The sequence below is a fragment of the Streptomyces coeruleoprunus genome (genome assembly GCF_039542925.1).
Classification (GTDB): domain Bacteria; phylum Actinomycetota; class Actinomycetes; order Streptomycetales; family Streptomycetaceae; genus Streptomyces; species Streptomyces coeruleoprunus.
Map to the genome: position 1 here is coordinate 5,323,876 of NZ_BAABIT010000001.1, position 16,965 is coordinate 5,340,840.

The window sequence follows — 16,965 nt, forward strand, 5'->3', positions numbered from 1 at the left end:
ATGAAGCGGGTTCTCCTGATCAACACCAGTGCGGAGCCGGCCGCCCGGCTGCTCCAGGAACGCGCCGGCATCGAACTCTCCGTCATCACCACCCCGGGATACCGCCACTTCTACCGCGACGACACCGACGTCACGCTCGTCGACAGCGTCGAGGACCTCACCCAGGTGCGCCTCGCCGCCCTCGACATCCGCCGCCGCAACCCCTTCGACCACGTCGTCTCGCCCTCCGAACTCAGCCTCCAGGCAGGCGGCTACGTCCGCTCGTACTTCGGCGTCGGCGGCCCCGGCTACGAGGAGGCCAACGCCTTCTCCAACAAGCACGTGATGAAGCAGCGGATCGCCGCGGCGGGCCTCCCCGTGGCCCGGTTCCGGCAGATCGGCGGGTTCACCGAAGCCATCGACGCCGCCCGCGACCTCGGCTGGCCCGTCGTCGTCAAGCCCGCCATCGGCGGCGGCTCCGAGGACGTCTTCGTCCTGCGCGACGAGGACCACGTCCGGGAACTCGCCACCGCCGAGACCACCCGGCAGCTGCGCGAGTCCCCGTACCCGATGCTCGCCGAGGAGTTCGTCGACATCGAGGCCGAGTTCCACTGCGACGCCGTCACCACCGGCGGAGACGTCCACTTCGCCGCCGTCTCCCGGTACTTCGAGCCCGTCCTCAAGAGCGTCGGCGGCCTGGTCGGCTCGTACACCCTCCCCGACGACGATCCCGACGCGACCGTCGTCCGCGACCTGCACACCGCCGTCGTCAAGGCACTCGGCCTCACCGACGGCGTCACCCACCTGGAGATCCTCCAGACCTCCCGCGGCCCCCTCGTCGGCGAGATCGCCTGCCGGCCCGGCGGCGGCGGCATCGCCGAACAGCTCCTGCACCAGTACGGCGTGGACATCTGGATGGAGTTCCTCGCGACCTCCCTGGACGACCCGCTCACCTGCACCCCGGTCCACCGCGGCGACCACATGATCCAGTACATGCTGCCGCGCCCCCTCGGGACGATCACCCGCATCAGCTCCGCCGAGGAACTGATGCGCATCCCCGGCGTCGTCCACGCGGACGTGCGCGCGGCCGTGGGCGACCGGACCGAAGGCGTCGTCCACTCGGCGACCTTCGCCGGAGTCGTCCTCGTCAGGGCCGGCTCGCCCCGCGAGGTGCACGAGCGGATCGAGGAACTCACGAAGACGTACGAGATCGTCGTCACCGACGGGGAGGGCCGGCCGTGACCGACCGCACCGACCACGACGTGGAGATACTCGGCATCGGCGCCGGGCCGGCCAACCTCGCGCTGGCCGTGGCCCTGGAGGAGCTGGCGCCCGGACTCGCCGCACGCACCCTGCTCGTCGAGCAGAGCGAGAGCACCGTGTGGCAGCGCGGACTGCTCATCCCCTGGGCGCAGAGCCAGGTCTCCTTCCTCAAGGACCTCGCCACCCTGCGCGACCCGCGCTCCCGCTTCACCTTCGTCAACTACCTGCACACGACCGGCCGGCTCGACGACTTCATGAGCCTCGGCACCTTCACCCCGTACCGCAGCGAGATCTCCGACTACCTCCAGTGGGTGGCCGGCAACCTGGAGAAGGTCACCGTCCACCACAACCGCCGGGCCGTGACCATCGACCCGGTACGGGCCGGGTCCGGCGAGCTGGACCGCTGGGACGTCACCTTCTCCGACGGCAGCACCGTCCGCGCCCGCCACCTGGTGCTCGCCTGCGGCCGCGACCCGCGCGTCCCGGAGGTGTTCCGCGGGCTGCCCGAGGACCGGGTCATCCACAGCAGCGCCTATTCGGAGCGGATCGCCGCACTGCCCAGGGACGTCCCGCAGCGCATCGCGGTGATCGGCGGGGCGCAGAGCGCCGTGGAGATGGTGCAGGCCGTCCGCGACGACCTGCCGGGCTGCACCCCGGTGCTCGTCGTCCGCGGGATCGGGCTCACCCCGTACGTGTCCTCCAAGTTCACCAGCCGCTTCTACTCGGCGGCCGCGTCGGAGGAGTTCTACGGCCTGGACGCCGAGGGCCGCGACGTCGTGCTCGGCGAGATGGCCCGCAGCAACTACTCGGGCGTGACGCCCGAACTCCTCGACGGTCTCTACCACCAGATGTACCGCGACCGGCTCGACGGCAAGGAGGGCCTGCGCATCCTCACCGCCAGCGAGGTCACGGCCGCCGAGCACGACGAGGACGGCATCGCCCTGACCCTGCGCGACCGCTGCACCGGCGAGGTGTCGGAGCTGCGCTGCGACCGGGTGCTGCTCGGCACGGGCTACGAACCCGGCATGCCGGCCACGGTACGCCGCGTGGCCGAGGCCCTCGGCCTGCCCGCCGGCCCGGAGGTCACCCGCGCGTACCGCGTCCGCACCGCCGACGAGGACGCGGACCGGGCCCGCCTCTACCTCCAGGGCGTCAACGAGTCCACGCACGGCATCGCGGACTCCCTGCTGAGCACGATGGCGACCCGGGCGGGCCACATCGTGGCCGACCTGCTGACGGCGCCGTAACCATCCCGCCGTTCGCGCCGTGCCGCCCGGGCCCGGCGCGAACGGCGGGAACGGCCCCCAGGGCCCCGCACGCACGTCTCCACCGATGGGCAACGACACCATGAACATCGCACAGTTGCGTGCCCGCACGCCGGGCTGCACGGAGTCCGCCTACTTCGACAACGCCGGCTCCGCGCTCCCGTCCGAACAGGTCACCCGCACCGTCATCGACCACCTCCTCCTGGAGCGCCGCGTCGGCGGCTACACCGCCGCGGCGATGGCGGCCGACCGCCTGGAGGCCGTCTACTCCTCCGTGGCCCGCCTCCTCAACGCGGCCCCCGACGAGATCGCCCTCGTCGAGAACGCCACCCGGGCCTGGGACATGGCGTTCTACGGCATCCGCTTCCGCCCCGGCGACCGCATCCTCACCTCCCGCAGCGAGTACCCGAGCAACGCCCTCGCGTTCCTGCACGCCAAGGAGCGTCACGGGGTCGCCGTCGAGCCGATCCCGGACGACGAGCACGGGCAGGTGTGCCTGGAGTCCCTGGCCGCCATGCTGGCCGACGGCGGCGTACGGCTCGTGGCGGTCAACCACGTGCCCACGTACAACGGCCTGGTCCACCCGGCCGCCGCCATCGGCGAACTGGCCCGCCGGGCGGGCGCCCTGTACCTCCTGGACGCCTGCCAGTCGGCCGGCCAACTGCCGCTGGACGTGCGGGAGATCGGCTGCCACATGCTGTCGGCGACCGGCCGCAAGTATCTGCGCGCCCCGCGCGGCACCGGCTTCCTCTACGTGTCGAAGGACGTCGTCGGCGAACTGGACCCGCCGCTCGTCGACCTGCGCGCGGCGACCTGGACGGGCCCGGACACCTACGAGTTACGGCCCGACGCGCGGCGGTTCGAGACCTGGGAGCGCAACACGGCCGGCCTGCTCGGCCTCGGCGCGGCCGTGGACGAGGCCCTGGCCCTCGGCGTCGACCGCATACGGGACCGGGTCGACCTGCTCGCCGGCCGCCTCAGGGCCCACCTCGCGGCCCTCGGGGGCGTGGACGTCCACGACCGCGGCCTGGTCCGCAGCGGCATCGTCACCTTCACCAAGAAGGGGTGGGAGGCGGCGGAGCTGGTCACCGCCCTGCGGGCGGCCGGGGTGACGGTCGACTCGTCGTTCCCGTCCCGCGCCAGGTTCGACACCCGCCCGGACAAGCCGGCCGCGGTGGTCCGGGCGTCCGTGCACTACTTCAACACCGAAGCGGAGCTGGACAGGCTCGTCAACGTCGTCGACGGGATGTGAACCATGAGAACCGACACCGCGGTCCTGGCGCCCTCCATGACCTACAGCTTCTTCACGGTCGACGAGTCGGTGCGCGAGCGGGCGCAGCCGTCCCTCGTCACCAGCACGGCGATCGGCGTGTTCCGCACGGACCCGCGGACGCTGATGGAGCGCTACTTCGACATCCACCTCGCACTGTCCCCGTGGGGCACCCGCGAGGTGATCATCCGTCTGCCGCGCGACTCCTTCTCCATCCCGCTGGCCCAGGAGTACGGGGTCGAGGCCTGGTCCACGGGGGAGCACACCCTCGTCGCGTTCCGCACCGACTTCGCCCGCACCCCGAAGGGCAAGGCCGACTTCCCGCTCAGCCGCCTGGTGAGCGTACGGGCCGATCTCGCGGCCGGCGACCGCCGGGCGCTCTACCTCGGCTGGCTCGCCCTGCTGGGCAGTCCCGACCACTACGGCCCGGAGGAGCTGCCGGAACTGGAACTCGACATGGAGCCCCCGGTCCCGGCGGGTCTCGGCGCCCTGCACCCGGGGCTCACCATGCTGGCCGAGATCCTCTGCGTGGACCCGCGGCTGCTCCGGGCGGCCGCGGTCACCCGGCCCGTGCGGGCCGGCGCCCCCCGCCGCTCGGCGGCGGCCCTGCTCCGGGCGGCGTCCACGGACACGGACACGGACACGGGGCGGCGCGAGGCGGTCTGACCCGGCCCCGACCGGGGGGTGTCACCCGCCGAGTGAACGCTTCCGTACGCGGGCCAGGTGCTCGGTGAAGACCCGGCCCGCGTCCGGCGTGAGCGTGCGCAGCGCGACCATCGCCGTGATCACCACGTCGCACAGCTCGGCCTCCACGTCGTCCTACGTGTGCGTGGTGCCCTTGCGCGGGTTCTGGCCGAGCGCGCCGATGACGGCCTGGGCGGCCTCGCCGACCTCCTCCGACAGCTTCAGGATCCGCAGCAGCCGCAGTTCCTCGGGCGTGCGCGAGGACGCCCCGTCGAGCCAGGCGTGCAGTCGGTCGATGGTCTCCCAGGTGTCGTCCATGGGGGTGAGCCTGCCCTGTGGCGCAGAGCGGGATGCGGGCCGGGGGACGGGGGCGGGGTGTATCCGGTGGGACGGATGTCCGTTTCGTCCGCCCGTTCCCGCACCCCGTTCCTGCTCCGCAGTTCCGCTTCCTCCAGGAGGTTCCCGTGACCATGTCCGTCGACCGGCTCTCCGATCCCGCCGTACGCGCCTTCGTCGCCGCCCTCAACGCCGGTGACCGGCGGGCGTTCCGCGAGGCGCTCACCCCGGACGCCACCATGTCCGACGACGGGTCCGACCGCGACCTCGACCAGTGGGTCGAGCAGGAGGTCTTCTCCTCCCGCGGGCACATGGACGTCGAGTCCGAGAAGGGCGGCGGCCGCGACCTCGTCGCGCGCTACCGCAACGACACCTGGGGCGAGATGCGCACCGCCTGGCACTTCGTCGTGGAGGACGGCAAGATCGCCCGCTTCGAGACCGGGCAGGCCTGACCGCGGGCGCCCGCGCGCCCCGCCCCGCCCCTCACCCCCGGCCGATGTAGGGCATCGTCGTCGCCATCACCGTGGCGAACTGCACGTTGGCCTCCAGGGGCAGCGACGCCATGTGGACCACGGTCCGGGCCACGTCGGCCGCGTCCATCACCGGCTCGGGGGCGAGGGTGCCGTTCGCCTGGAGGATGCCGGCCTGCATGCGCTCGGTCATCTCCGTCGCCGCGTTGCCGATGTCGATCTGACCGCACGCGATCCGGTACGGGCGCCCCTCCAGCGACAGCGACTTCGTCAGGCCCGTCATCGCGTGCTTCGTCGCCGTGTACGCCACCGAGTGCGGGCGCGGCACGTGCGCCGAGATCGAGCCGTTGTTGATGATCCGGCCGCCCTGCGGCGACTGCTCCTTCATCTGCCGGAACGCCGCCTGGGCGCACAGGAACGCGCCCGTCAGATTGACGTCGACGGCCTGCCGCCACGTCTCGTGGGCCAGGTCCTCGACCGGCGTGCCGCCGCCGGCGAACGTGCCGGCGTTGTTGAACAGCACGTCCACCCGGCCGTACCGGTCGCGGACCGCCCCGAAGAGGGCGGCGACCTCGTCCGGCGAGGTCACGTCCGTCGGTACGCACAGGGTCTCGGCCCCGGCCGCGAGCGCCGCCGTCTCCTCCAGTGCCCCGGCCCGGCGGCCCGCCAGGGCCAGTGACCAGCCCGCCTCCGCCAGCGCGAGCGCCACACTGCGGCCGATGCCCGAGCCGGCGCCGGTCACCACCGCGATCCTCCGTACAGCGTCCATGGCGCCGCAGTGTACGGACGGTCCGGCACCTGGAACTCATATGCCCGACATGTGGATGTCGTGCCCTGGTCAACAGCCGTCGGTGTGCTGTGGCCATGACATCCGAGTCGTCCCAACTCCGCGCCGCCGCCCGCCACTTCGCGCGCCGCCGCTTCCTCACCGCCACCGGTGCCGCCGCCGCCCTCGCCTTCGCGACCGGCCTCCCCGCCGCGGGCGCCGCCCAGGCCGCCGAACTCGACGCGCGGAAGATCACCGAGGACCCGTTCACGCTGGGCGTCGCCTCCGGCGACCCGCTGCCCACGTCCGTCCTCCTCTGGACGCGCCTCGCCCCCCGCCCGTACGAACCCGGCAGCGGCCTGCCCGCCGAGCGGATCCCGGTCCACTGGGAGCTGGCCCACGACGAGCGCTTCACCCGCGTCGTCAGACGCGGCCTCGCCACCGCCCACCCCGAGTTCGACCACAGCGTCCACGCCGAGGTCCCGCACCTGGAGCCCGGCCGCGTCTACCACTACCGCTTCCGCACGGGCCGCTGGATCAGCCCCGCCGGGCGCACCCGCACCGCGCCCCGCCCCGGCTCCCGGGTCGGCGAGCTGAGGGTGGCCGCCGTGTCCTGCCAGGCGTACCACGACGGGTACTTCACCGCGTACCGCCACCTCGCCGCCGAGGACGACCTCGCGGCCGTCCTCCACCTCGGCGACTACCTGTACGAGTACGCCGTCAACGCCACCGGCGGCGCCCGCGCCTACACCGACCGGCGCCTGCCCGCCCACTTCAACCGCGAGACGGTCACCCTGGAGGACTACCGGCTGCGGTACGCGCTCTACAAGACCGACCCCGACCTGCGCGCCGCGCACGCCGCGCACCCCTTCGTCGTCACCTGGGACGACCACGAGACCGAGAACAACTACGCGGGCGGCATCCCCGAGAACGGCGTACCGCCCGAGGAGTTCCTGCTGCGCCGCGCCGCCGCGTACCGCGCCTACTGGGAGAACCAGCCGCTGCGGCTGCCCCAGCGGCCCGAGGGCCCGGACATGCGGCTCCACCGGCGGCTGCACTTCGGCGGCCTGGCCCAGTTCGACGTGCTCGACACCCGCCAGTACCGCTCCGACCAGGCGTACGGCGACGGCTGGCAGGTGCCCGGGCCGCAGTCCGAGGACCCCTCGCGGACCATGACCGGCGCCGAGCAGGAGCGCTGGCTCCTCGACGGCTGGCGGGCGTCCGGCGCGGTCTGGAACGTCGTCCCCCAGCAGGTCGTCTTCGCGCAGCGGCGCAACGTCCCCGGCCCCGACTTCAAGCTCTCCATGGACGCCTGGGACGGCTACCCCGCCTCCCGCCGCCGCGTCCTGTACGGGGCGGCCGCCGCCGGGATCGACAACCTCGTCGTCCTCACCGGCGACGTCCACGTCGGCTACGCCCTCGACCTGAAGGCCGACTTCGACGACCCCGACTCCCGCACCGTCGGCACCGAACTCGTCGCCACCTCCGTCAGCAGCGGAAAGGACGGCGCCGACCGGCCCACGAACTGGGACAACCTCACCCGCGCCAACCCGCACCTGAAGTACTACAACGGCCGGCGCGGCTATCTGCGGCTCACCCTCGACGAGCGCCGGGCCCGCGCCGACTTCCGGACCGTGTCGGCGGTCACCACGCCCGGCGCCCCCGTCACCACGGCGGCGTCGTTCGTGACGGAGGCGGGCGACCCAGGACTCAGGCCCGCGTAGCGGTCACACCCGCGTGGCCGTCACTCGCCGGGGTAGCGGACGCCGATGCGGTCCCGTACCGCGTCGAGCGTCCGCATCACCGCCAGGGTCCCGTCCAGCGGCACCAGCGGCGACTCCTTCTCGCCCGCCCGCAGACACCGCATCACCTCCGCCGCCTCGTGCTGCAGGCTGTCCCGGCGGCCGTCCACCCGGAACTCCTCCGGCTCCCCGCCCTCCCGGAAGAGCGTGAAGCCCTCCGGGTAGAAGAAGCCGCGCGGGAACTCGATCCGGCCCGTCGTCCCCGTCACCGAGGCCGTCAGCGGGGTGTCCGCCACCACCGAGCAGGACAGCAGCGCCGTCGCCCCCGAGTCCCACCCCAGCAGCACGCCCGTGTTCAGGTCGACGCCCTCCGGCGAGAGCAGCGCGTCCGCCCGCACCCGGTCCGGCTCCCCGAGCAGCAGCTGCGCGAACGCCACCGGGTACACGCCCAGGTCCAGCAGCGCCCCGCCGCCCGCGGCCGGGTCCCGCAGCCGGTGCCCCGGGTCGTCCGGGCCGACCAGACCGAAGTCCGCGTGGACCGTGCGCACCTCGCCGATCGCCCCGTCCCGCACCACCTCGACCAGCCGCCGCACGACCGGGTTGCAGTACATCCACATGGCCTCCATCAGGAACACCCCGCGCTCCCGGGCCAGCGCGACCAGCTCCTCGGCCTCCCGCACGTTCAGCGTGAACGGCTTCTCGCACAGCACGGCCCGGCCCGCCTCCAGGCACAGCCCGGCCGCCGCGCGGTGTGCCGCGTGCGGCGTCGCCACGTACACCACGTCGACGTCCTCGTCCGCGGCGAGCAGCCCCCAGTCCCCGTACGCGCGCGGTATCCCGAACCGCTCGGCGAACGCCTTCGCCGACTCCTCCGAGCGCGACGCCACCGCCACCACCTCGGCGTCGTCCGGCATCTCCAGCAGGTCCCGGGTGAACGACGCGGCGATCCCGCCCGTCGCCAGCACACCCCAGCGCACCTTCCGCCCCATGCCAGCCACCTCTCCGATTGAGGTTTCAACCACTCCGGTCGAGCTGAGAGCATAGGGGGCGCCCCCGAGGACAGGAGACGAGATGCCGGAGAGCGGCCCGAGCACCCCCGGACACATACCGGCCGACCCCCGCGAGGCCGCGTCCCCACCTCCGGCACCCCCCGCTTCCCCCACGTCCTCCGCGCACCCCGGGCCGGTCACGCCCTCCACCTCCGCCGAGGCGCCGCCGGCCACTCCGGCCGCCCGCCGGGCCGGCCTGCTCGTCACGCTCGTCCTCGGCGGCCTGACCGCCCTGCCGCCGCTGTCCATGGACATGTACCTGCCGGCGCTCCCGGAGGTCACCGAGTCCCTGCGCTCCCCGGCCGCCACCATCCAGCTGACCCTCACCGCCTGCCTCGCCGGCATGGCCCTCGGCCAGCTCGTCGTCGGACCGATGAGCGACAAGTGGGGCCGCCGCCGCCCCCTCCTCGTCGGCATGCTCGTCTACGTCTTCGCGACCGCCGCCTGCGCGTTCGCCCCGAGCGCCGCGCTCCTCATCGCCTTCCGCCTGCTCCAGGGCCTCGCGGGCGCCGCCGGCATCGTGATCGCCCGGGCGGTGGTGCGCGACCTGTACGACGGCGTGGAGATGGCGCGGTTCTTCTCCACCCTCATGCTGATCTCCGGTGTCGCCCCGATCGTCGCGCCGCTCATCGGCGGCCAGATCCTGCGGATCACCGACTGGCGCGGCGTCTTCCACATGCTCACCGCCATCGGCGTCCTGCTCACGCTCGTCGTGTGGAAGTGGCTCCACGAGACCCTGCCGCCCGCCGAGCGGCACAGCGGCGGCGTCGGCGCGGCCCTGCGCACCATGCGCGGCCTCCTCGCCGACCGCGTCTTCACCGGCTACATGCTGGCCGGCGGCCTCGCCTTCGCCGCGCTCTTCGCGTACATCAGCGCCTCCCCGTTCGTCGTCCAGGAGATCTACGGCGCGTCCCCGCAGACCTTCAGCCTGCTCTTCGGCCTCAACTCCATCGGCCTCGTCACGGTCGGCCAGATCAACGGCAAGCTGCTCGTCGGCCGCGTCAGCCTCGACAAGGCGCTCGGCCTCGGCCTCGCGGTGATCAGCCTGGCGGCGCTCGCGCTGCTCCTGATGACCAGCGGCGTCTTCGGCCGCGTCGGGCTCGTCCCGGTCGCCGCCGGCCTGTTCGTGCTCATGTCCGCCATGGGCCTCGCCATGCCCAACACCAACGCCCAGGCCCTGATGCGCACCCCGCACGCCGCGGGCTCCGCGTCCGCGCTGCTCGGCACGTCCTCGTTCCTCGTCGGCGCCATCGCCTCCCCGCTCGTGGGCATCGCGGGTGAGTCCACCGCCGTCCCGATGGCCGTGGTCCAGCTCGTGTGCGCGCTCGCCGCCGTCGCCTGCTTCCTGGGCCTGTGCCGCCCCTGGCAGGCCGACCGCACCCGCTGACCGCGCCTACCATGGGTCGGTGAACGCCTCCCCCTCCACCGCGGAAGTCCTGCGCGCCGCCCTCGCCGGGCTGCTCGACGGACTGCCGCCGACCAAGGCCGCGCAGGCCGTCGACCGGCTCATCGCCAGCTACCGCGGCACCACCCCGACCGACGCCCCCGTCCTGCGCGACCGCACCGACGTCGCCGCGTACGCCGCGTACCGGATGCCCGCCACCTTCGAGGCCGTACGGTCCGCGCTGGACGCGCTGCGGGAGGCCGCGCCCGCGTGGACGCCCGCCACGCACACCGACGTCGGCGGCGGCACGGGCGCGGCGAGCTGGGCGGTCGCCGAGGCCTGGGAGGGCCCGGAGGCCCCGCGCACCACCGTCCTCGACTGGGCCGAGCCCGCGCTCGCCCTCGGCAGGGAGCTGGCGGGCGCGTCCGGCATCGACTCCCTGCGCGACACCACCTGGCGGCGCGCCCGCATCGGCGCCGCGCTGAAGCTCGACGACACCGACCTCGTCACCGTCTCGTACGTGCTCAAGGAGCTGACCCCCGAGGACCGCGCCGCGCTCGTCGCCGAGGCCGCCCGGGCCGCGCAGGCCGTCGTCGTGGTCGAGCCGGGCACCCCCGACGGCTACGAGCGGATCATCACCGCCCGCGACCAGCTGATCGCCGCCGGACTGCGCGTCGCCGCCCCCTGCCCGCACAGCGCCGCCTGCCCCATCGAGCCCGGCACCGACTGGTGCCACTTCTCGGCCCGCGTCAGCCGCTCCTCGCTGCACCGCCAGGTCAAGGGCGGCTCCCTGGCGTACGAGGACGAGAAGTTCAGCTACGTCGTCGCCACCCGGTTCCCGGTCGCCCCGGCCGCCGCCCGCGTCGTGCGCAGGCCGCAGATCCGCAAGGGCCAGGTCCTGCTGGACCTGTGCACCGCGGAGGAGGGCCTGCGCCGCGACACGGTGACCAAGCGGCACGGGCAGCTGTACAAGGAGGCCAGGGACGCCGAGTGGGGCGACCCCTGGCCGCCCGCCTGACGGGTGACCGGGACGCCCGGCCGGGTGGCCCGCACGGCGCGCCCGTTGTTCCGGGTCCGCCGCCGTGCGTTGGGTGGAGACATGACACGACTCCGCACCCGCCACCTGGCGGCGCCCCTCGTGGCCGCCGCCCTCCTGACCGCACCCGTCACCGCCCACGCGGCGCCCCGGCCCCAGGAGGAGGCCCGCACCCTCGACTGGGTGGCGGTCCCCACGGAGGACTCCGCGTTCGCCGCCGGCCTCGTCCACCCGGGCGCCGCCTGGACCGTCTACGCCCACCTCCATGAGAACGACGGGGGCAGACCCGGCAAGAGGATCGGCGACGCGACCGCCCGCTGCAACGTCGTCAAGGTGAACCAGCACGGCCACGTCACGCAGTGCGAACGCGTCCTGCGTACCGAGGCCGGACACCTCACCCTCGCCGACATGATGGACCACCACCACGGCAGCGGGCCGCACTCCGCGCCCGCGGCGGTCACCGGCGGAACCGGCGCCTACGCGGACGCGGAGGGCGAGGCCACGGTCGCCGAGCACGACGGACACACGACCTTCCGCATCGTCCTCGACGACTGAGCCGGCCGGAACGTCCAGGCCGTGTCCGGCGGATCACGCCCGGGCCGCGGGTCCGGCACCGCCCGGCGATGTCGGCATGACCCGCCGGACACTCCCTAGCCCCGCAGCTCCTGGGTGCAGCACTTCACGCTGCCGCCGCCCTTGAGCAGCTCGCCCAGGTCCATCCCGATCGGCTCGAACCCACGCTGCCGCAGCGGCCCGAACAGCCCCACGGCCGCCTGCGGCAGCAGCACGTGCCGCCCGTCGCTGACGGCGTTCAGCCCGAGCGCCGCGGCGTCCGCCTCCTCGGCGATCAGCGCGTCGGGGAAGAGCCGGGCCAGCACGGCACGGCTGCCGGGGGAGAAGGCCCCCGGGTAGTACATGATCTCGTCGGCCGCGTCGTCCAGGACGCACAGCGCCGTGTCCAGGTGGTAATAGCGCGGATCGACCAGATCGAGCCCGATCACCGGCCGCCCGAAGAACTCCTGCGCCTCGTCGCCCGCGAGCGAGCTGGAGCGGAAGCCGCGCCCGGCCAGCAGGTACGAGGCCGTGACCGCGAAGTCCCCCTCGCCCTCGTTGACGTGCTCGGGCTCGTGGACGTCGGTGAAGCCGTGCGCGCGGAACCAGGAGCGGTGCGCCTCCGCCTCGGCGGCCCGCTCCGGGTACAGGAACCGGGCGCCGAGCACCCGGCCGCCCACGACGGTGGCGCCGTTGGCGGCGAACACCATGTCGGGCAGGTCGGGGCGGGGCTCCAGGAGTTCGACGGTGTGGCCGAGAGCGCGGTAGCGGTCGCGCAGGTCCTCCCACTGCGCGAGCGCGAGCGGCAGGTCGACCGGTTTCGCCGGGTCCATCCACGGGTTGATGGAGTACGTCACCTTGAAGTGCACGGGTGGGCACATCAGGTAGCGGCGGGGTGAAGCGTCACGAGGCAAAGAAGGCTCCTCACGGACGGCCGGTGCACGCGGTTGCGTGCGTCAGGCCATGGTGCGCCGTGAGGAGCCTTCGCGCATCGGACCGTACGGGTGGTTCGTACGATTCACGGCACCGCTCATGAAGCGTCGCGCGCCGTACGGTCCTCCTTCAGCTTCCGCAGCAACTCCCGTTTCTGTGTTGCCGGATCGGCGCCCCGGCCGACCGTTCCACCGCCGCTGCCGCGCAGCGCCCGGCGGGAGAGGTTCTTGCGGGTGCCGCCGACGCCGAGCATCGAACCTGCTGAACCACGGGTCATGAAGCCCTCCTTCGTCTTCCGAACGGACTCCATCATGAACGAGACGTCTCGTCTCGTCAAGACGATACGTCTCGCCTCACTGGGGTAGATTGCCGCCATGGCCAAGGAACCCGACTCCACCCGTCGCAGCGAGCGCTCCCGCCGAGCGATCTTCGATGCCGCCCTCGCCCTCGTCGGCGAGGCCGGCTACGCCAAGACGACCATCGAGGGCATCGCCGCCCGCGCCGGCGTCGGCAAGCAGACGATCTACCGATGGTGGCCCTCCAAGGCCGCCGTCCTCCTCGACGCCTTCCTCGACCTCGGCGCCCAGGCCGCCGAGGCGTACGGCGAGGCCGAGATCCCCGACACCGGCGACCTGGAGGCCGACCTCAAGCACGTCCTGCGCGCCACGGTCGACGAGCTGAACGACCCCCGGCACGACGCCCCCTCCCGCGCCCTGGCCGCCGAGGGAGTGATCAACCCCGAACTGGGCGCCCAGTTCGTCGAACGCCTCCTCGAACCCCAGCTCCAGCTGTACGTGCGCCGCCTCGCCGCCGCGCAGGAGGCCGGCGACGTCCGCCCCGGCGTCGACCCGCGTATCGCGCTGGAGCTGTTCGTCGGCCCGCTCGCCCACCGCTGGCTGCTGCGCACGCTGCCCCTCACCCACGCCTACGCCGACGCCGTGGTCGACTACGCCCTCCACGGGCTCGCGCCCCGGCCTTGACGTGGACCTCCTCACGGCGAACAGGCCCGAATCGGCGCCCAAATCCAGACATAGTTGCCCAACTGCACCCCGTTGACGGCCTTTCCGGACCGGCCCGCCGTACCCCGGTTGAGGAGTCCTGTCACCTGGCGCGCAGGATGGTGGGACCATGGCAGGGACCACAGGGGCTTGCATTCAGGTGTGAGGGGATAGATGGGCGACGGTATCGGCCGCTACCGCGGCACGGAGAGCAAACTCGCGCACTGGCTGCGCCGGCGCCCGAGGAAGTCCGCCGCCGACGCACCGAGCCGTGAGGAACTGCTCCTCGCCACCGCCGCCGCGGGACTGCCGCTCGCCCCCGCCGCCCACCCCGTCGGCTACCGCTGCTCGTGCGAGCGCATCGGCTGTCCCACGCCCGCCCGCCACCCCGTCTCCTTCGCCTGGCAGACCCAGTGCTCCACGGACCGCCAGCAGATCGAGCGGTGGGCGCGCAGCCATCCGCAGGCCAACTTCATCACCGCGACCGGCATGGTCCACGACGTCCTGGACGTTCCGTTGGAGGCCGGTCGCGCCGCGTTGGAGCGCCTGCTCGCCCAGGGCGTCGAGGTCGGCCCGGTCGCCGAGGCGGGCGACGCGCTGGGCGGCGGCCGCATGCTGTTCTTCACCGCCACGCGCGGTACGCCGGAGGACGAGGACGAGTGGTGGCCCTGCGAACTGGACTGCCACCCCGAGACCATGGACGAGCACCCGGGCCTGCGCTGGCACTGCCGCGGCAGCTACGTCCTCGTGCCGCCGGCGCGGCTGCCGGGTGAGGTGGGCGTGGAGTGGGTACGGGGCCCGGAGCACGCGCTGCCGGACCCGCTGAGCCTCCTGGAAACCCTGACGGACGCCTGCGCCCGCCACGCCTCGGACCCGGCCCACCACGCGGTGGCCTGGCCCTTGACGCGCTGATCCGCACCCCCACCGGCGGCGAGCCGCCCACGGGCGGGCGGTCCCACCGACCCACCCCCCACCGGGGGTCAGTCGCCCCACGACGGGACGGGGGTGGACCGGGGGTCGCGCGCGCAGGATTGGCGGTGCTGGGACGCTTCGCTTTCCTGGGCCCGAGCGAGCCAATCTGAGCACGTGACCCCCGGGCCGCACCCGGACCCACCCACCGTCGTGGCGCGCAAGGGGCGGGCCCTCAGGCCGGGTGGCCGTTCCGTCGTTGTGCCCACCCGTTCCTCCCCAAGGACTACGTCCAGGGGGGACCCCCATGCGGAACGACTGCCCACAACGACGGAACGGCGGCACCGGCGGCGCGAGCCCACAACGACGGAACGGCGGAACCGCGACGTCAGCCCACAACGACGGAACGGCGGTGCCGCGAGGTCAGCCTGCAACGACGGACCGGCGGTGCCGGGGCGTCGACCCGCAGCGAGCGACAGGATGAGCGCCGGGCTCAGGAGCCCGTTACTGCTGTTACGCCCTGGAGGCGGTTGATGATGGTGACCGTGTCGGTCGACGCGCCCGTCGGCTTCACGCGGGCCGTGACGCTCGACACCCAGTCCTTCGTCACCGAGTTGCGCACCTCGCCCGTCAGCAGCGGCCGCTCCTCCGGAGTGACCTTCGGCCGGTACCCGGCCGCAGCCGTGCGCCGCTCGTAGAAGCGCGTCGAGAAGAAGACCATCGCGCCACCGTCCTCGGTGGCCAGCGCCAGTGGCGTGAACGTCCCGGTGTCCAGCGCCTGGTCGAGGAACTGGACGGCGAGCCCCGGCCGGTGGGCGATCTTGTCGCGCTCCTCCCGCCACCCCGACGTGTGCGGCCCCGCCGCGAACACCGCCGGCTGCCCGGTCTTCATGTACGCGGCGTAGTCCTTGCTCAGCCCCTCCGGCGCGGCGGCCAGCGCACCGGCCTCCGCCGGCCGCGCCCACCCCTCGGCGTCCGTCTCGAACGCGGGGACGTCGCGCGGCGCCAGCACCGACAGGTGCGACGCCTCCCACAGCTGGTCGGGCCCGTTGCGGATGAAGACGAGCAGCCAGCGGTTGTCGCCCGCGCCCTGGTCGGTGTCCCGGTTGGAGTCCGTGTCCGCCACGAACCACCGCGGCCACCCGGCCTTCTTCGGGATGGCGAACTTCGCGTCCGTCAGCTCCAGCGGCTGGTGCGCCGTGTTGCCGTTCGGGCTGGTCGCACCCCGGGCCTTCAGCCCCGCCTGGTGTATGGCGCCCAGCGACCCGGTCACCCGGTGGGCGTCGAGCGACGGGTCGTACGCCTTGTCGGCCTTGTTGTACGCCTCGGTGAAGTCCTTCAGCGCCTGCTCGGCCTCGTCCCGCGTGGCCGCCGGTACGACGGCCAGCTCGCCGTGCACCGTCACGCACCCGCTCGCCGCCAGCACCAGCACGGCGACCGCCGCGGACGTCCTAGCCGCCCGCCCCAGCGCCCGATTCAGCCTTCTCATCGGTTGCCTTCTGCTCCTCGACCCGCCCGGACGGTCCTGACCGACCGAACCCTACCGGGGACAGGATCAGCGCGAGCGCCGGGACCGGATAGAGCGCCCACACCGTGATCTGGAGCACCGTGGGATCCGGCGCGAAGTTGAAGACGCCCGTCACGACGGTGCCGAGCAGGCCGTCCCGCGGCACCGCCCCGCTCACGTCGAACGCCAGGTCGGCCAGGCCGCCCACGACCCCGGCCGTCTGGAGTTCCCGCACACCGTACGCGCACATCCCGGCCGCCACGGCCACCAGCAGCCCGCCCACGGCGGTGGAGAACCACGCCGGCCGGACCAGCAGCCGCGCACCCCGGCAGCACAGCCACCCCACCAGGGCCGCGGTGGCGATGCCCAGCAGCAGCCCGCCCAGCGGCAGCGCCGAACCCGCCTCGTCCATCGCCGCCCGCACCGACGCCCACAGGAACCGCGCCGTTTCCAGGCCCTCCCGGCCCACGGCCAGGAACGCCGTGGCGGCGACCACACCGGCGCCCGGCTCCCGCCCCCCGTACCGCTCCGCGCGCCGCAGCGCGAAGAACGTCCACGTCACCAGGACCGCCGCCAGGACCGACAGCGAGCCGCCCAGCAGGGCCCGCGCCCCGAACGTCAGCTCGCGCGGCCCGAATTCGAGGACGCAGCCGAACGCCAGGCATCCGCTCACCGCCGCACCGGCCCCGGCCAGGACCGGCCGGAGCGCCTCGCGCCGCCCGGTCCTCACCAGGTACGCCGCGAGGAGGCAGACGACCAGACTCGCCTCCAGGGCTCCGCGCAGACCGATCAGATAGATGCCGAGCACTCCCGTTTCCTCTC

The 16,965-nt window shown here is 73.5% G+C and carries 16 protein-coding genes and 2 pseudogenes; 11 read left to right on the forward strand and 7 right to left on the reverse strand.

Features of this window, described 5'->3' with window-relative positions; genetic code table 11:
* The 4 genes from ABEB09_RS23815 (at position 1) to ABEB09_RS23830 (ending at position 4,443) form a co-directional block, all read left to right on the forward strand.
* Complete coding sequence (locus tag ABEB09_RS23815) at positions 1-1,221, forward strand: ATP-grasp domain-containing protein (protein ID WP_345691944.1); 1,221 nt, start codon at positions 1-3, stop codon at positions 1,219-1,221.
* Positions 1,218-2,489: a lysine N(6)-hydroxylase/L-ornithine N(5)-oxygenase family protein gene (locus ABEB09_RS23820; RefSeq protein WP_345691945.1), complete on the forward strand. Its 1,272-nt coding sequence runs from the start codon at positions 1,218-1,220 to the stop codon at positions 2,487-2,489. The genes ABEB09_RS23815 and ABEB09_RS23820 overlap by 4 nt, the downstream gene beginning before the upstream one ends.
* Positions 2,490-2,574: 85 nt before the next feature.
* A complete protein-coding gene (locus ABEB09_RS23825; protein ID WP_345691946.1) occupies positions 2,575-3,759 on the forward strand; it encodes an aminotransferase class V-fold PLP-dependent enzyme in 1,185 nt (394 codons plus the stop codon).
* A gap of 3 nt (positions 3,760-3,762) precedes the next feature.
* Positions 3,763-4,443 (forward strand): hypothetical protein, encoded by a 681-nt coding sequence (locus tag ABEB09_RS23830; RefSeq protein WP_345691947.1) that lies wholly within the window; start codon positions 3,763-3,765, stop codon positions 4,441-4,443.
* Positions 4,444-4,464: 21 nt separating this feature from the next.
* Here ABEB09_RS23830 and ABEB09_RS23835 read toward each other — a convergent pair.
* Positions 4,465-4,779, reverse strand: a pseudogene (locus ABEB09_RS23835) (MazG-like family protein).
* A 152-nt stretch (positions 4,780-4,931) separates the two neighbouring features.
* Here ABEB09_RS23835 and ABEB09_RS23840 point away from each other — a divergent pair.
* On the forward strand, positions 4,932-5,249 hold the full coding sequence (locus ABEB09_RS23840) for a nuclear transport factor 2 family protein (RefSeq protein WP_380842374.1): 318 nt from the start codon (positions 4,932-4,934) through the stop codon (positions 5,247-5,249).
* Positions 5,250-5,280: 31 nt separating this feature from the next.
* Here ABEB09_RS23840 and ABEB09_RS23845 read toward each other — a convergent pair whose 3' ends face one another.
* On the reverse strand, positions 5,281-6,036 hold the full coding sequence (locus tag ABEB09_RS23845; RefSeq protein ID WP_345691949.1) for an SDR family oxidoreductase: 756 nt from the start codon (positions 6,034-6,036) through the stop codon (positions 5,281-5,283).
* 95 nt (positions 6,037-6,131) lie between these two features.
* On the opposite strand from ABEB09_RS23845, the gene ABEB09_RS23850 reads away from it, so the two are divergent.
* On the forward strand, positions 6,132-7,757 hold the full coding sequence (locus tag ABEB09_RS23850; RefSeq protein ID WP_345691950.1) for an alkaline phosphatase D family protein: 1,626 nt from the start codon (positions 6,132-6,134) through the stop codon (positions 7,755-7,757).
* Between the two features lie 20 nt (positions 7,758-7,777).
* On the opposite strand, the gene ABEB09_RS23855 is transcribed toward ABEB09_RS23850, so the two are convergent.
* On the reverse strand, positions 7,778-8,764 hold the full coding sequence (locus ABEB09_RS23855; protein WP_345691951.1) for a Gfo/Idh/MocA family protein: 987 nt from the start codon (positions 8,762-8,764) through the stop codon (positions 7,778-7,780).
* Positions 8,765-8,846: 82 nt separating this feature from the next.
* Between ABEB09_RS23855 and ABEB09_RS23860 the strand changes: the two genes are divergently transcribed.
* From ABEB09_RS23860 to ABEB09_RS23870, 3 genes are all read left to right on the forward strand, one after another.
* Entirely contained in the window at positions 8,847-10,211 is a 1,365-nt protein-coding gene (locus tag ABEB09_RS23860; protein ID WP_345691952.1) for a multidrug effflux MFS transporter, read from the forward strand.
* A 19-nt stretch (positions 10,212-10,230) separates the two neighbouring features.
* Positions 10,231-11,226 carry a small ribosomal subunit Rsm22 family protein gene (locus ABEB09_RS23865; protein WP_345691953.1) on the forward strand — a complete coding sequence of 332 codons (996 nt, stop codon included), beginning with the start codon at positions 10,231-10,233 and terminating at the stop codon, positions 11,224-11,226.
* Positions 11,227-11,307: 81 nt separating this feature from the next.
* The gene (locus tag ABEB09_RS23870; RefSeq protein ID WP_345691954.1) at positions 11,308-11,799 is read left to right on the forward strand and encodes a hypothetical protein; all 492 of its coding nucleotides are present in this window, start codon (positions 11,308-11,310) and stop codon (positions 11,797-11,799) included.
* 95 nt (positions 11,800-11,894) lie between these two features.
* On the opposite strand, the pseudogene ddaH reads toward ABEB09_RS23870, so the two are convergent.
* Positions 11,895-12,749, reverse strand: a pseudogene (gene ddaH / locus ABEB09_RS23875) (dimethylargininase); the annotation flags it as partial.
* Positions 12,750-12,826: 77 nt separating this feature from the next.
* Positions 12,827-13,006, reverse strand: coding sequence for a DUF6243 family protein (locus ABEB09_RS23880; RefSeq protein ID WP_345691955.1), 180 nt, complete (start codon positions 13,004-13,006; stop codon positions 12,827-12,829).
* 97 nt (positions 13,007-13,103) lie between these two features.
* On the opposite strand from ABEB09_RS23880, the gene ABEB09_RS23885 reads away from it, so the two are divergent.
* Together ABEB09_RS23885 and ABEB09_RS23890 are read left to right on the forward strand one after the other, a co-directional pair.
* Positions 13,104-13,709 (forward strand): TetR/AcrR family transcriptional regulator, encoded by a 606-nt coding sequence (locus ABEB09_RS23885; protein WP_345691956.1) that lies wholly within the window; start codon positions 13,104-13,106, stop codon positions 13,707-13,709.
* Between the two features lie 192 nt (positions 13,710-13,901).
* A complete protein-coding gene (locus ABEB09_RS23890) occupies positions 13,902-14,639 on the forward strand; it encodes a bifunctional DNA primase/polymerase (RefSeq protein ID WP_345691957.1) in 738 nt (245 codons plus the stop codon).
* A 490-nt stretch (positions 14,640-15,129) separates the two neighbouring features.
* Here the strand turns inward: ABEB09_RS23890 and ABEB09_RS23895 are convergent, their stop codons facing one another.
* Both ABEB09_RS23895 and ABEB09_RS23900 read right to left on the reverse strand, forming a co-directional pair.
* On the reverse strand, positions 15,130-16,125 hold the full coding sequence (locus tag ABEB09_RS23895) for an SCO2278 family lipoprotein (RefSeq protein WP_345691958.1): 996 nt from the start codon (positions 16,123-16,125) through the stop codon (positions 15,130-15,132).
* The gene (locus ABEB09_RS23900) at positions 16,088-16,951 is read right to left on the reverse strand and encodes an FTR1 family iron permease (RefSeq protein ID WP_345691959.1); all 864 of its coding nucleotides are present in this window, start codon (positions 16,949-16,951) and stop codon (positions 16,088-16,090) included. Before ABEB09_RS23900 ends, ABEB09_RS23895 begins: the two co-directional genes overlap by 38 nt.
* Between the last annotated feature and the right edge of the window lie 14 nt (positions 16,952-16,965).

What these genes read in the sequence shown, in the direction of transcription:
- ABEB09_RS23815 (WP_345691944.1), top strand. Translation starts at nt 1, where the DNA reads ATGAAGCGGGTTCTCCTGATCAACACCAGTGCGGAGCCGGCCGCCCGG.
- ABEB09_RS23825 (WP_345691946.1), top strand. Translation starts at nt 2,575, where the DNA reads ATGGGCAACGACACCATGAACATCGCACAGTTGCGTGCCCGCACGCCG.
- ABEB09_RS23830 (WP_345691947.1), top strand. Translation starts at nt 3,763, where the DNA reads ATGAGAACCGACACCGCGGTCCTGGCGCCCTCCATGACCTACAGCTTC.
- ABEB09_RS23840 (WP_380842374.1), top strand. Translation starts at nt 4,932, where the DNA reads ATGTCCGTCGACCGGCTCTCCGATCCCGCCGTACGCGCCTTCGTCGCC.
- ABEB09_RS23845 (WP_345691949.1), bottom strand. Translation starts at nt 6,036, where the DNA reads ATGGACGCTGTACGGAGGATCGCGGTGGTGACCGGCGCCGGCTCGGGC.
- ABEB09_RS23850 (WP_345691950.1), top strand. Translation starts at nt 6,132, where the DNA reads ATGACATCCGAGTCGTCCCAACTCCGCGCCGCCGCCCGCCACTTCGCG.
- ABEB09_RS23855 (WP_345691951.1), bottom strand. Translation starts at nt 8,764, where the DNA reads ATGGGGCGGAAGGTGCGCTGGGGTGTGCTGGCGACGGGCGGGATCGCC.
- ABEB09_RS23860 (WP_345691952.1), top strand. Translation starts at nt 8,847, where the DNA reads ATGCCGGAGAGCGGCCCGAGCACCCCCGGACACATACCGGCCGACCCC.
- ABEB09_RS23870 (WP_345691954.1), top strand. Translation starts at nt 11,308, where the DNA reads ATGACACGACTCCGCACCCGCCACCTGGCGGCGCCCCTCGTGGCCGCC.
- ABEB09_RS23880 (WP_345691955.1), bottom strand. Translation starts at nt 13,006, where the DNA reads ATGACCCGTGGTTCAGCAGGTTCGATGCTCGGCGTCGGCGGCACCCGC.
- ABEB09_RS23885 (WP_345691956.1), top strand. Translation starts at nt 13,104, where the DNA reads ATGGCCAAGGAACCCGACTCCACCCGTCGCAGCGAGCGCTCCCGCCGA.
- ABEB09_RS23890 (WP_345691957.1), top strand. Translation starts at nt 13,902, where the DNA reads ATGGGCGACGGTATCGGCCGCTACCGCGGCACGGAGAGCAAACTCGCG.
- ABEB09_RS23895 (WP_345691958.1), bottom strand. Translation starts at nt 16,125, where the DNA reads ATGAGAAGGCTGAATCGGGCGCTGGGGCGGGCGGCTAGGACGTCCGCG.